The 13,580-nt window shown below is 64.9% G+C and carries 10 protein-coding genes; 7 read left to right on the top strand and 3 right to left on the bottom strand.

The features are described 5' to 3' along the window. Nucleotides 1-25: 25 nt before the first annotated feature. The gene (locus tag HU144_RS18815; RefSeq protein ID WP_235352595.1) at nt 26-1,588 is read right to left on the bottom strand and encodes an amino acid permease; all 1,563 of its coding nucleotides are present in this window, start codon (nt 1,586-1,588) and stop codon (nt 26-28) included. 463 nt (nt 1,589-2,051) lie between these two features. Between HU144_RS18815 and HU144_RS18810 the strand changes: the two genes are divergently transcribed. From HU144_RS18810 to HU144_RS18790, 5 genes are all read left to right on the top strand, one after another. Continuing rightward, nucleotides 2,052-3,416, top strand: a complete 1,365-nt coding sequence (locus tag HU144_RS18810; RefSeq protein ID WP_235352594.1) for a glutamine synthetase family protein — start codon at nt 2,052-2,054, stop codon at nt 3,414-3,416. After that, nucleotides 3,397-4,218, top strand: a complete 822-nt coding sequence (locus tag HU144_RS18805) for a gamma-glutamyl-gamma-aminobutyrate hydrolase family protein (RefSeq protein ID WP_235352593.1) — start codon at nt 3,397-3,399, stop codon at nt 4,216-4,218. The genes HU144_RS18810 and HU144_RS18805 overlap by 20 nt, the downstream gene beginning before the upstream one ends. After that, entirely contained in the window at nt 4,215-5,567 is a 1,353-nt protein-coding gene (locus tag HU144_RS18800) for an aldehyde dehydrogenase family protein (RefSeq protein WP_235352592.1), read from the top strand. The genes HU144_RS18805 and HU144_RS18800 overlap by 4 nt, the downstream gene beginning before the upstream one ends. Nucleotides 5,568-5,823: 256 nt before the next feature. Then, nucleotides 5,824-6,627, top strand: coding sequence for a 3-oxoacyl-ACP reductase (locus HU144_RS18795; protein WP_235352591.1), 804 nt, complete (start codon nt 5,824-5,826; stop codon nt 6,625-6,627). A gap of 11 nt (nt 6,628-6,638) precedes the next feature. Beyond that, nucleotides 6,639-7,421 carry a FadR/GntR family transcriptional regulator gene (locus HU144_RS18790; RefSeq protein WP_235352590.1) on the top strand — a complete coding sequence of 261 codons (783 nt, stop codon included), beginning with the start codon at nt 6,639-6,641 and terminating at the stop codon, nt 7,419-7,421. A gap of 23 nt (nt 7,422-7,444) precedes the next feature. On the opposite strand, the gene HU144_RS18785 is transcribed toward HU144_RS18790, so the two are convergent. Beyond that, nucleotides 7,445-9,391 (bottom strand): aconitate hydratase, encoded by a 1,947-nt coding sequence (locus tag HU144_RS18785; protein WP_235352589.1) that lies wholly within the window; start codon nt 9,389-9,391, stop codon nt 7,445-7,447. A 145-nt stretch (nt 9,392-9,536) separates the two neighbouring features. Here HU144_RS18785 and HU144_RS18780 point away from each other — a divergent pair, with 145 nt between their 5' ends. Continuing rightward, entirely contained in the window at nt 9,537-10,382 is an 846-nt protein-coding gene (locus tag HU144_RS18780) for a DNA-formamidopyrimidine glycosylase family protein (protein WP_235352588.1), read from the top strand. 23 nt (nt 10,383-10,405) lie between these two features. Here the strand turns inward: HU144_RS18780 and HU144_RS18775 are convergent, their stop codons facing one another. Further along, nucleotides 10,406-10,927, bottom strand: coding sequence for an Lrp/AsnC family transcriptional regulator (locus tag HU144_RS18775; protein ID WP_235352587.1), 522 nt, complete (start codon nt 10,925-10,927; stop codon nt 10,406-10,408). 138 nt (nt 10,928-11,065) lie between these two features. Between HU144_RS18775 and HU144_RS18770 the strand changes: the two genes are divergently transcribed. Further along, nucleotides 11,066-13,432 carry a transketolase-like TK C-terminal-containing protein gene (locus HU144_RS18770; protein ID WP_235352586.1) on the top strand — a complete coding sequence of 789 codons (2,367 nt, stop codon included), beginning with the start codon at nt 11,066-11,068 and terminating at the stop codon, nt 13,430-13,432. The last annotated feature ends 148 nt before the right edge of the window (nt 13,433-13,580 follow it).

Genomic DNA, 13,580 nt, shown 5'->3' with positions numbered 1-13,580 from the left:
CGGGTCCGCGCACCGGACTGCGAGCTTAGTCGTCGATCTCGTCGAGTAGCTTCTTCTCGTCGATGGCCAGCTGCTCCTTGTCGAGGTGCTGCATGAAGTGCTTCTTGCCTCGGGCGTACCAGAGCACAACGCTGAGGACGAGCACGGCGAGGACCGCGATGGGGGAGTAGTTGAAGGTCGAGATGGTGATCGGCAGGGTCGGTGGCAGCACGAACAGGATGCAGATGAAGATCACCCAGACGACGGCGATCCACCCGATGACTGCGCTCCACCGGCCCAGATGCCACGGACCCGGCTTGAACGAGTCGCCCTTGAGCCGCCGTAGCAGGACAGGGGTGACATAGGCGATGTAGAGCCCGATCACCGCCACACTCGTCACCGCCAGATAAGCGGTCTCATTGAACAGCGCCGGCACCGTCAGGATCGAGGACAGCACGATGCACAGCCAGATCGAGTTCGTGGGTGTGCCGGTGCGTGGGTTGACCTTCTTCCAGTACTTGGATCCGGGGATCGCATCGTCGCGGGAGAACGCGTAGCTCATCCGCGAGTTCGCCGTCACCGAGGCCATGCCGCAGAAGAACTGGGCGCCGCAGACGATGAAGAGCAGGAACTTCGCCATCGTCGGGTTGTTCAGGGCATCGAGGAACACCTGCGCCGGCGGCAGTCCCGTTGCGGTGGCATTGAGAGCGGTCAGCCCCGCCTCGGAACCGTCCTGGATCGCGGCCGTGATCGAGTACAGCAGGATCCAACCGCCGATGATCGAGATCAGGACGCTCATGACGATGCCCTTGGGTGCTGCGGTCGAAGCGTTCTTGGTCTCCTCGGCCACGTGCGCCGAAGCGTCATAGCCGGTGTAGGTGTACTGAGCCATGAGCAGGCCCATGAGGAAGACGAACGGCATGAACGTGAACCCGGTTTCGTTGTGCCAGGCCGTCATGGTCCAGCTGAACGACTGATGCTTCGTGGGCATGATCCACAAGGCTGCGACGATGACGAGCACACCGACGATGTGCCACCAGGCTGAGACGCCGGAGAGCAGGTTGACCAGGTTGACGCCGAAGGTGTTGAGCAGACCATGCAGGGTGATGATGACGAGGAACAGGACGAAGGTGTTGAGCGCGGTGGGCACGACCCCGAAGGTCAGTGCCGCAAAGGCCATCATGGTCGTCGCCGCGCCGTAGTCGATGGCTGCGGTCACCGCCACTTCGCCGAGGAAGTTGAACCATCCCACGTACCAGGCCCAGTGCCGCTTGTTGCGTTTGGCCAGACGGCCGGCCCAGAAGTACAGGCCACCGGCTGTGGGGTACTTCGAGCAGACTTCGGCCATGGCCAGTGCCACGCAGAGGACGAAGATGCCGACCAGCGGCCACCCGATCGTGATCGCTGCCGGGCCGCCCGATCCCAGCGCAATGCTGTAGGAGGTGATGCAGCCGGCGAGGATCGAGATGATGGAGAAGGAGACCGCGAAGTTGCCGAAGCCCGACATGCCGCGCTTGAGCTCCTGTTTGTAGCCGAGCTCGGCAAGACTGGCCTCATCAGCGCTGAGGGCTGGTGCAGGATCGTCGGGTGGAGAGGATTCATTGCTCATGGGAACACCGTTCTTCTCGAAATGACTGTTTCCGCTGGCCGGTTGCCTGGCTGGCCCGATCGGTCCTCGCTGACCGATCGACATCGTCGGAATCCGGCTGTTGGCCAGGCACTGACACCGAGGCTGACACCTGCACCTCCGTCGGGAGCGTGACCGTACAACGCGTGCGGAAGTCACGAAAATAGTGCGTGATGCAGTTCACAACTCTGTTCTGACGTTGAGCTTGTCACCGCACCTATGGTTTGTCAATAGGTATTTGTTCAGACCGCAAAGCTGCACTTTCGCCAATTTCGCTCCAGCTATTGCGCACAAATGGTTCGGTGGCATACCTTAAATATGAGAGTCTTCCTGAATCGCCGCAAGCCGCCACTGCCGTACAGAACCGCCCCCGCAACGATGCGTGACCCAGTCCGTCGCAAGGATGCGAACTCATCGCCTGGGTGGGCTACCGAGAAGAGGAACCATGAGCGTGACTTCATCAGATATGACCCTGGAGCAGCTGCAGGCAGAGATCGCCGCCGGCCGCATCGACACAGTGCTCGTCGCCGCCACGGATATGCAGGGCAGGCTTCAGGGCAAGAGGATCACGGGCAGGTTCTTCCTTGATGAGGTGATGGACAACGGGACCGAAGGCTGCAACTACCTCATGGCCGCCGACGTGGAGATGAACACCGTCGACGGTTACGAACTCACCTCGTGGGAGCGCGGCTACGGCGACCTCATGTTCGTCCCCGACTACTCGACCCTGCGCCGCATCCCCTGGCACCCGGCGACGGTCATGGTCCAATGCGACTTGGCCTTCCTCGACGGATCCCCGTTGAGCGTGTCTCCACGTCAGGTCCTCAAAGCTCAGTTGGAGCGCCTGGAAAAGCTGGGCTATTCGCCCATCGGTGCCACAGAACTCGAATTCGCCCTCTACAACACCGGCTACCGTGAGGCGATGGCGAAGGACTACCGCAACCTCGAAGCCGCCAGCACCTACAACATCGACTACTCCCTCTTCGGCACCGGCCAGGTCGAAGGCTACCTGCGACGACTGCGCAACGAAATGGACGAAGCCGGTCTCTACACCGAAAGCGCGAAGGGCGAATGCAACCTCGGCCAGCTCGAGGTCGGCTTCCGCTACACCGACATGCTGACCACCTGCGACAACCACGTCGTCTACAAACTCGGTGCCAAGGAGATCGCAGACCAAGAAGGCAAGTCGGTGACCTTCATGGCCAAACCCAACGACCGCGAAGGCAGCTCCTGCCACATTCACATGAGCCTGCGCGACGCGGACGGAACACCGGTCTTCCCAGTAGGCCACGGCACCGAGATGTCGACGACGATGAAGCACTTCGTCGCCGGCGTCGTTGCCACTCAGCACGACTTCACCTATCTCTACGCCCCGAACGTCAACTCCTACAAACGCTTCGCCGACGGCTCCTTCGCCCCCACGGCAGTCGGCTGGGGGTGGGACAACCGAACCTGTGCCGTGCGGATCGTCGGCCACGGCCCCGCTCTGCGCTTCGAACAGCGGGTCCCCGGTGCAGACGCCAACCCCTACCTGGCCAGCGCCGCCCTCATCGCGGCCGGAATCCACGGAATCGAGAACGAACTCGAACTGCCCGAGGCGCTCGCCGGCAATGCCTACACCCAGAATGCCCCGACCATCCCACGCCGCCTTCACGATGCCGTCACAGCCTTCGAGTCCTCCGACGTCGCCCGGCATGCCTTCGGCGACGAGGTCGTGAACCACTACACCCACGCCGGTCGCGTGGAGATGGCGGCCTTCGACGCCGCAGTCACCGATTGGGAGGTCCGGCGTGGCTTCGAGCGACTCTGACCCAACGCTCGGCAACGCAGCCCTCGACCCGACGATGCGCCGCCCGCTCATCGGACTGCCCACCTACTACGGGCGCGGCCAGTTCGGAGTCTGGGACCGGGACGCGGCGTTCCTGCCCAGCGTCTACGTCACCGCCGTGACCCGCGCCGGCGGCCGAGTCGTCCTCCTGCCCCCAGAAGACCCCTGGACGCTGAACGAGGTTGCCGAGCTCGACGGCATCATCCTCACCGGCGGCGACGATGTCGACCCCGCACTCTACGATGCGCGGGCCCACCCCCGCACCCAGGTGCCCAACGTGCGTCGCGACTCCTTCGAGACCACCCTCTACCGTCACGCCCGCACCGCGAAGGTGCCGGTCTTCGCGATCTGCCGCGGCGCCCAGATCGTCAACACCGTCCACGGCGGTTCCCTGTACCAGCACCTGCCCGAAGTCGACGGCTACGGTGCCCACGAGGCGGAGAAGAAGGACGACTTCGCCGAGGTGGCTGTGAGAACCGTACCCGACACCGCCGTATCCGGCCTGCTCGGAACCGGTGCCACGGTCAGGTGCCACCATCACCAGGCCATCGATTGCCTCGGCGATGGACTGATCGTGAGCGCACGCTCCGCCGACGGCTGCATCGAGGCCCTCGAGACCCCAGACGGCTCGATGCTCGCGGTGCAGTGGCATCCGGAGGAGACTCTGGACGATCTGCGGCTGTTCGCAGGCCTTGTCAACGCCGCGGCCCGGAGTGCGAGAACACCCACAAGCACGACACCCGAAACCACACCAGCACAGATGACAACGGAGGCCCACCGATGACCGAAGTGATCAACCCCGCGACCGAGGCCCTCATCACCTCGGTCGATGCCCACGGCGCCGAGGCGACGCAGGATGCGATCGCCCGGTCCGCCGACGCCTTCACCCGCTGGCGGGCCACGCCCCCGGCTGAGCGGGCCGAGCTGCTGCGTGCCTTCGCCCGCGCCGTCGACGCCGACATCGACAACCTCGCCGCGCTCGAAGTCGCCGAGGCCGGGCACACCATCGGCAACGCCCGGGGTGAGGCCGGGAACGTCCGCGACGTCCTCAACTACTTCGCGGGCGGAGTCGAGCGTCACCTCGGCGATCAGATTCCCGTGGCAGGGGGAGTGAACATCACGTTCAACGAACCGCTCGGGGTCGTCGGAATCATCGTGCCGTGGAACTTCCCCATGCCGATCGCCGGCTGGGGCTTCGCACCGGCGCTCGCCGCAGGCAACACCGTGGTCCTCAAACCCGCCGAGCTGACCCCGCTGACGGCGATCCGCCTCGGCGAGCTGGCTCTGCAGGCAGGGCTTCCCGCCGATGTCTTCCAGGTCATCCCCGGAAAAGGATCCGTCGTCGGCCAGACCTTCACCGACGATCCCCGCGTCGCGAAGATCGTGTTCACCGGATCGAGCTCGGTGGGCGAGTCGATCATGGCCGACGCCGCCAAGACGATGAAACGCACAACGCTGGAACTCGGCGGAAAGTCCGCCAACATCGTCTTCGACGACGCCGACCTCGAACTCGCCGCGGCCACCGCACCCTACGGCGTCTTCGACAACGCCGGCCAGGACTGCTGCGCGCGCTCACGCATCCTCGTCCACGACTCTGTCTTCGACCGCTTCATGGAACTCCTCGAACCAGCAGTCTCCGGAGTGGTCGTCACCGATCCCAGCCTCGAGGAGGCAGAGATGGGGCCGCTCATCTCCGCCGGCCACCACGAGAGCGTGGCCGGATTCCTCGATGGTGTCGACATCGCGTTCACCGGCAGCGCCCCCAGCGGTGCCGGCTACTGGATGGCGCCGACGGTCGTGCTGCCGAAGTCACCGCGTGATCGCATCGTCACCGAGGAGGTGTTCGGGCCCGTCGTGACCGTGCAGCGTTTCCGCGACGAGGCGGAGGCGATCACCATGGCAAACGATTCGCCCTACGGCCTCTCGGGGTCGATATGGACCCGCGATGTCGGTCGCGGACTGCGGGTCGCCCGCGGCGTCGATTCGGGGGCACTGTCGCTGAATTCCCATTCCGCGGTGCGCTATTCGACTCCCTTCGGCGGGTTCAAACGCTCCGGCATCGGCCGCGAACTCGGCCCCCACGCGATGGACTCGTTCACGGAGACGAAGAACCTCTTCATCGCCACGGACTGAGCTGCAGACAAGCCAGCGGCCCGCAGCAGCACAAGCAGCACAAGCAGCACACCGCAGCAGGGCGCGGCGGCCGGCTTAGGTGGTCATTCTGGTCCGATGCCCTCTCCGGAAATCGGACCAGAATGACCACCTAAGACAGAAGCCACCGCGCCATTGCTCCACTGCTCCACTGCTCCACTGCTCCACTGCTCCACTGCTCCACTGCTCCACTGCTCCCACGAACTCCCAGTGCAGATCTCCCAGCAAAGGACACACCATGACCGAGACAGCAGCGACGGACTCGACCCAGATCATCTGCCGACGCCTCCCGGGGCGAACCGCAGTCGTCACCGGAGGTGCCAGCGGCATCGGCCTGGCGACGGCGAAGCGCCTCGCCTCCGAAGGCGCGAACGTCGTCATCGCCGACACCAACGCAGATTCGGGGACAGCCGCCGCCGAGGCGGTCGGGGGACTCTTCGTATCCACCGATGTCACCGATGCCGACCAGGTGGAGAAGCTGTTCCAGACGGCCTTCGACACCTACGGCAGCGTGGACGTCGCCTTCAACAATGCGGGAGTCTCCCCACCGGCAGACGCCTCGATCACTGAGACCGGCCTCGATGTGTGGCGAAAGGTCCAGGACATCAACCTGACCTCGGTGTACCTGTGCTCGAAGGCGGCGCTGACCTACATGCGCAGGCAGGGCCGCGGTTCGATCATCAACACGGCCTCATTCGTGGCTCTGATGGGATCAGCGACCTCCCAGATCTCCTACACCGCGTCGAAGGGCGGGGTGCTGGCCATGTCGCGCGAACTCGGCGTGGAGTTCGCGAAGGAGGGCATCCGCGTCAACGCCCTGTGCCCGGGGCCTGTCAACACCGAGCTGCTCCGAGAACTGTTCGCCAAGGACCCGGAGATGGCGGCCAGGCGCCTGGTGCATGTGCCGATGGGACGCTTCGCCGACGCTTCCGAGATGGCTGCGGCCGTGGCGTTCCTGGCCAGCGACGATGCCTCGTTCGTCACCGCACAGTCGTTCACCGTCGACGGCGGCCTGACGAACGCCTACACGACTCCGCTGTGAGCGGCGATGACATGACGGCAAGCGCCCCAGCCGCGGGAAGCCAGACCGCCGGCAGCCAGGTGACGGCGCTGCGGGCGATTGCTCCCGCCCGTTCGGGCAACATCTTCGAGGAGACGATCGAGTGCCTGCTTCAGATCATCCGCCTCGGGATCATCCCGCCCGGTCAGCGGTTCCCACCGGAACGCGAGCTCGCCGAGCAGCTGCGGGTCTCCCGGGCGACCCTGCGTGAGGCGATCTCGGAGCTGCAGACCGCCGGCTGGGTCAATGTCCGCCGCGGTCGTGGTGGCGGAACGTTCGTCTCCCGCACTCCGGCAGGCGGCTGGGCGCCCAGTCCGACCCATGACGCTGACACCGGCCTCGGGGCCGGGTTCTCCGCAGTCGAGGTCGAAGACACCCTGACGTGGCGTCGTGTGATCGAGATGGGAGTCGCCGAGGTGGCTGCCGGGCAGGATCTTACCGCACCCCAGCGAGGTCAGCTGGCTGCGGCCATGGACGCGAGTCGGCAGTCGAGCCTGGCCGAGTACCGGCGTCTGGACTCCCAGCTGCATCTGACCTGGGCGCAGGTGACAGGCTCACCGAGTCTGGTGCGTTCGATGGTCGAGAGTCGGACGCGGGCGAACAAACTGCTCGAGCAGATCCCGATGATCGAACCCAATCTGGCCCATTCGCACGAACAGCATCAACGGGTCCACAACGCGATCCTCGCCGGAGACGCAGCCGGAGCCCGTACAGCGATGGCCGAGCATCTCGACGGCACTGCAGCATTGCTGCGCGGCTTCCTCGCGGCACCCTGATCGCGAGCGGACTCGAGCAGACCTCAGCCCTTCGCGCCGGCCTCCTGCTGGGCGCGTTGGGCGATGCGTCCACCGGCCAGGACCATCTCGACCTGACGGGGCGAGAGCGTATGGCGGAATTCGAACTGTCGTCCGTCCACCTCGGCGCTCACAGTTGTGCCCTCGGCCAGCTGATCGCGCAGTCCCCGGAACTTAAGGACCTCACCCTGGGACAGGGTCTCGTAGTCGTTCTCATCTGAGAATTCGAGGGCGAGGACGCCGAAGTTCGCGAGGTTCTGCCAGTGGATGCGCGCCAGGGATTTGGCGACGACGATGCGCAGTCCCAGATAGCGCGGGGCGATCACGGCATGCTCACGGGAAGAGCCCTGGCCGTAGTTCTCCCCGCCGATGATCGCATGGCCGCCGGCATGGCCCGCTGCCCGTTCGGCGTAGCTGGGATCGACCTGGATGTAGACGAACTCGGAGATCTTGGGAATGTTGCTCCGGTAGGGCAGGACCCGGGAACCGGCGGGCATGATCTCGTCGGTGGAGACGTTGTCGCCGACCTTGAGCATGATCTCGAGATCGATGTCCTCGGGCAGCGGTTCGAAGTCAGGCAGTGAGGAGATGTTCGATCCTTTGACCAGCTCGACGCCCCGCGCCTCCTCGAGTGGAAGCGGTGGGACCAGCATCGACCGATTGGCGGAGAACTTCTCCGGCAGTTTGACCTGCGGATACTCGATGCCCAGCTCGCGTGGGTCTGTGATCTTGCCCGTCAGTGCTGCGGCCACGGCAGTCTCCGGCGAGCACAGCCACACAGCGTCCTCGTCGGTGCCCGAGCGGCCGGGGAAATTCCGTGGCATCGTGCGCAGGCTGTTGCGGCCCACGGCTGGGGCCTGTCCCATACCGATGCAGCCCATGCAGCCCGATTGGTGGATGCGAGCGCCGGATCCGACCAGTGAGGTCAGCCATCCACCGGCGATGAGGTCGGCGAGGATCTCTCGCGATGTCGGGTTGACGTCGAGTGAGATCTGCTCGTGGATGCGGCGACCTTCGAGCGTCTCGGCGACGACGGCGAAGTCCCGCAGTCCCGGGTTGGCCGAGGAGCCGATGACGACTTGGAAGACGTCCTCACCGGCGGCTTCGCGCACGGGGCGGACGTTGCCCGGCGAGGACGGCGCGGCGATGAGCGGTTCGAGCTGCGAGAGGTCGATGGCGTCGTGGAGGTCGTACTGCGCGCCTTCGTCGGCTTCGATCCGGGTGAAGTCTTCGCCTCGGTCGCTGGATTCGAGGAAGTCCCGGACCGCGTCGTCGGCGGGGAAGACCGTGGCTGTGGCGCCGAGTTCGGCACCCATGTTCGCAATCACGTGGCGGTCCATGGCTGTGAGGTCTTTGAGGCCCTCACCGTAGTACTCGATGATCTTGCCGACCCCGCCCTTGACGCCGTGACGTCGCAGCATCTCGAGGATGACGTCCTTGGCCGAGACCCACGGCGGCAGCGTGCCGGTGAGTTCGACGCCCATGATCTCCGGTGAGCTGATGTAGAGCGGTTCGCCGACCATGGACATCGCGATCTCGAGCCCGCCGACGCCGATGGCCAGCATTCCCAAGGCACCGGCTGCGCAGGTGTGGGAGTCGGAGCCGATGAGCGTGGCACCGGGTTTGCCGAACCGAGATTGGTGAACCGGGTGGGAGACGCCGTTGCCGGCGGGGGAGAACCACAGGCCGAATCGCTGCGCGGCAGAGCGCAGGAACATGTGGTCTTCCGGGTTCTTCTCATCGGTCTGCAGAAGGTTGTGGTCGACGTACTGAACAGAGGTGTCCGTGCGGATCCGGTCGATGCCAAGCGCTTCGAGCTCGAGCATCACCAGCGTTCCCGTCGCGTCCTGAGTCAGCGTCTGATCGATGCGGACTCCGATCTCGTTTCCGGGCGCAAACGTCCCGGATTCCAAATGTGAGCCGATGAGCTTCTGAGCGACATTCTCAGCCATCGTCACCCTCCTTGTGAAGTGGTCGAATTGCTGGTGCAGCACGCTCTCACGTGGTCTGTCCACGTTAGCTCTCGTTCAGGGAACTCACAAGGGTGGTATGCCCGGGAGCAGTGCGGGCGCGCGCGCGAAGGCGCATACTGGTCTCATGCCGGAACTGCCCGAGGTCGACGCACTCGTCCACTTTTTGGGCTCGCGGATCGTCGGAGACTTCATCACCCGAACCGATATCGGTGAGCTGAGCATCCTCAAGACGGCCGATCCGCCCTTGGAAGCGATCAGCGGGCTCGAGATCAGCGGGGTCTCCCGGGTGGGCAAGGCCCTCATCATCGAGTTCGACGGACTCGACCTGGTGTGCCGTTTCGCCCGCGCAGGCTGGTTGGTCTGGCACGAACAGGTGCCCACCGGACCGGTGAGGATGGGCAAGGGACCCTTGGCTCTGCGCATCCATTTGGCTTCCGGTGCCGGCTTCGACATCAGTGAGGCGGGTACGAAGAAGAACGCCTCGGTGGCTCTCGTCCATGACCGCGCCGAGGTGGCTGCTGTGGTTGGCGCCGGTCCCGATGCCCTGTCCATCGACGACGACCAGTTCGCCGCGGTGCTCGCGGACTCGAGCTCACGGATCAAGACCGTGCTCGAGGATCAGTCGCTCATCTCCGGCATCGGCAACGCCTACTCCGACGAGATTCTGCATACTGCGAAGCTCTCTCCCTTCGCCCCGGCCAACGGTGTCGACGCGGAGGCGCTGCTCGAGGTGATCCGTGGGGTGCTCGGTGCTGCCCGCGAGGCGCTGAACGACCTGCCGCCGGCGAAGGTCAAGACAGCGAAGAAGCGCGGACTTCGGGTCCACGGTCGCACCGGTCAGACCTGTCCGGTGTGCGGTTCGACCATCGCCGAGGTCTCCTATGCCGACAAGTCACTGCAGTACTGTCCCGGTTGTCAGACCGGCGGGAAGAAGCTCAGCGATCGCCGTATGGACCGGCTGCTCAAATAGCGGCGGACTCTTGGAACGTCGGCTCAACTGTTCTCGATCGTCCTCTGCAGCAGGGGAGTGACGCGGTATTGCACCATCTGCTTCATCGACACGAGGGTGCGTGTGCGTTTGACGCCGGGAGTTCCGAGGATCTGCCCGGCGACGCGATAGAGGTCATCGGTATCTCGGGCGACGATCTGGATGAGAGTATCGGCTGTTCCGCTGACACCGATGACCTCGAGAACTTCGGGGATCCGACTCAGCGCCTCACCGACCTCGTCGAGTCGTGACTGTTTGAGGTTGGCCAACACGTGTGCCCGGATCGGATAGCCGAGGCCAGTCGTGTCGACACGATGTCCGAACGGGTGCAGCCCCTCGGACTCGAGCCTGCCCAGCCGTGCCTGAGCGGTGTTCCTGGCCACCTGCAGGCGATGGGCCAGTCCCGCGATCGTCGCTCGCGGCTCGCGGACGAGTTCGAGAAGGATCCTCGCATCCAGCACATCTGCGATTCGTCGCCGTTGTCCCTCGGCCATGACACCACCATCTTTCCTCAGCGAAATGCTCACCAACTGCTCAATTCTATAACTCAGAACTGAGCATTATGCTCAATTTCAATTCGACATATTGAGCACCCCGATCAGACCTGTTTGGATCGTTGTGAGCCGGTCCGGACCTGGACCGACCTGCGGTTCAAGGAGGAATACGTGTCCGACCACTCTGCTCTCGACGCCCTCGACGAGATCCATGACCGCATCCTGTGGCTTTCGACCTCGATCATCCACCACGCCAACCGAGTCCGGCCCAACCGGAGCGGCCTCAAAGTGGGCGGTCATCAGGCCTCATGTGCATCGATCGCCTCGATCATGACCGCACTGTGGTTCCACGAACTGCGTGCCGAGGACCGCGTGAGCATCAAACCGCATGCCGGTCCCGTGTGGCATGCCATCAACTATCTCTTCGGCGAACTCGATGATGAGCAGATGACGACGCTGCGGGAGTTCGGCGGTCTCCAGAGTTACCCGAGTCGCACCAAGGACCCGGTCCCGGCCGACTATTCGACGGGATCAGTGGGCATCGGTGCCACAGCCCCGATCTGGGGAGCCGTTGCCCGCCGCTACGTCGACTCCAGCCTGCGCGACATCGGCACCGGACGCCAGTACTCACTTGTCGGCGATGCCGAACTCGACGAAGGAGCCGTCTGGGAAGCCGTCAACGATCCCGGAGTCAAGCATCTCGGCGAGATCGTGTGGATCATCGACCTCAACCGGCAGTCGCTTGACCGCGTCGTCCCCGACATCGCGGCCGGACGGATCGAGGCGACGTTCGAGGCCGCCGGGTGGCAGGTCATCACGGTGAAGTTCGGGCGTCTGCTCGAAGACCTCTTCGCCCGTGCAGGCGGGGACGCGCTGCGCCGGCGCATCCTCACGATGTCCAACCCCGAGTATCAGCGGATCCTGCGCTGCAGCGCCGATGAACTGCGCACTCGTCTGCCCGGAGAAGCAGGAAGTGAGGGCGAAGGTGACAGCGAGAGCGGTCGAGCACTGAGGGCCCTCATCTCCGGCCTCGACGATGCCACGCTCCTGGCCGCGATCAGGAACCTCGGCGGTCATGACATTCCGACCCTGCTCGAGGCCTTCGCTCAGATCGACGACTCCCGTCCCACCGCGGTCATCGCCTACACGATCAAGGGATTCGGGCTGCCGAGCTCCGGCCATCCGCAGAACCACTCGGCCCTCATCGACGCGGCCGAGTATTCGGCACTGGCCGAACTCAGCGGTCAGGATCCGCAGGCGCCGTGGTCGCGCTTCGATCCCGACACCCCTGCCGGTCGCATCGTGGCCGAGACCGCGCAGCGACTGGCCCGCCGCGAATTCGTCCCTGCCGCACCGGTCGAGCTGCCCTGCGATCTGGAACGGACGCACAAAGGGACATCGTCCTCGCAGGCGGCGCTCGGTCGGGTCCTCATGGACCTCAGCCGGCAGTCGCCGGAGACGGCACGCCGGGTCGTGACCGTCAGTCCCGATGTGTCATCGACGACCAACCTCGGCGGGTGGGTCAACAAGGTCGGCGTGTGGAGTGCGGATGCGGCGCAGAACTGGTTCGCCGACGATGCGGAGACGATCCTGCAGTGGAACGAGTCGGCACAGGGCCAGCACATGGAGCTCGGCATCGCCGAAACCAACCTCGTCGGCCTCCTCGGCGAATTGGGTGCGACGTGGAGCCGCTGGGGTGAGCCGCTGTTCCCGATCGGGGTGATGTATGACCCGTTCGTCAATCGTGCGCTGGAGCCGTGGACATTCGGCATCTATGCCGGTGGCCAGTCGATCCTCGTCGGAACTCCGTCCGGAGTGACGCTGGCACCGGAAGGCGGGGCACACCAGTCGATCACCACCCCGTCGACGGGCATCGAGGTGCCGGGGCTGGTCACGTATGAACCGGCCTTCGCGCAGGACGTCGAGTGGTCGCTGCTGCACGCGTTGTCGCTCATGGGCAGGCCCGGCGGCGAGTCGGCCTATCTGCGCCTGTCCACCCGAGGCGTCGACCAGAGCCTGGCCCGTGTGCCCGTGGACCCTGCCGCCCGGGAGCGTCGCCGACAGCAGGTCATCGCCGGGGCCTATCGGCTGAGAACTTCGACACGACCCGTCGTGCAGCTCGTCGGGATGGGCGCGCTCATGACCGAGGTGCTCGCGGCCGCCGATCGTCTGGAGAAGATGGGGATCGAAACCGACGTCGTGTGCGTGACGAGTCCCGGTCTGCTCTACCGTGCACTGCGAGCCGGGCAGCGCCGTTCGCCGGCGACAAAGTCAACTGGGTCAGTCGGTTCTGCCGCTGGTGGGAGCGGATGGATCCTTGATCAGGTGTTCCCTGCCTCGAGCGCGGTGCCCATGGTCACGGTCCTCGACGGTCACCCGCACACGCTGTCATTCCTCGCGACGATCAATCAGGTCGAGCATGTGGCGCTGGGCGTGAGCACCTTCGGGCAGTCCGGCGATATGGACGACGTCTACCGCTATCACGGCATCGACACCGAATCGATCGTGTCCGCGGCCCTCGACGCAGTGCGCAGCTAGACGATTCCCGCGCGACGTCGGCACCCCGACGTCGCGTACATGCGCTCACCTGCTGAGATAGCGGAATTTTTCGTGCCGGGGCACTCGTTGGACCAAGTGAACGACACCGAACCGATAGTGAACGACACTGAACCGATACAGGAGCATG

It is taken from the genome of Brevibacterium sp. UCMA 11752 (genome assembly GCF_021532235.1).
Lineage (GTDB): Bacteria > Actinomycetota > Actinomycetes > Actinomycetales > Brevibacteriaceae > Brevibacterium > Brevibacterium antiquum.
Note: the sequence above shows the minus strand (reverse complement) of the source record. Positions and strands in the feature narration are given on the sequence as shown.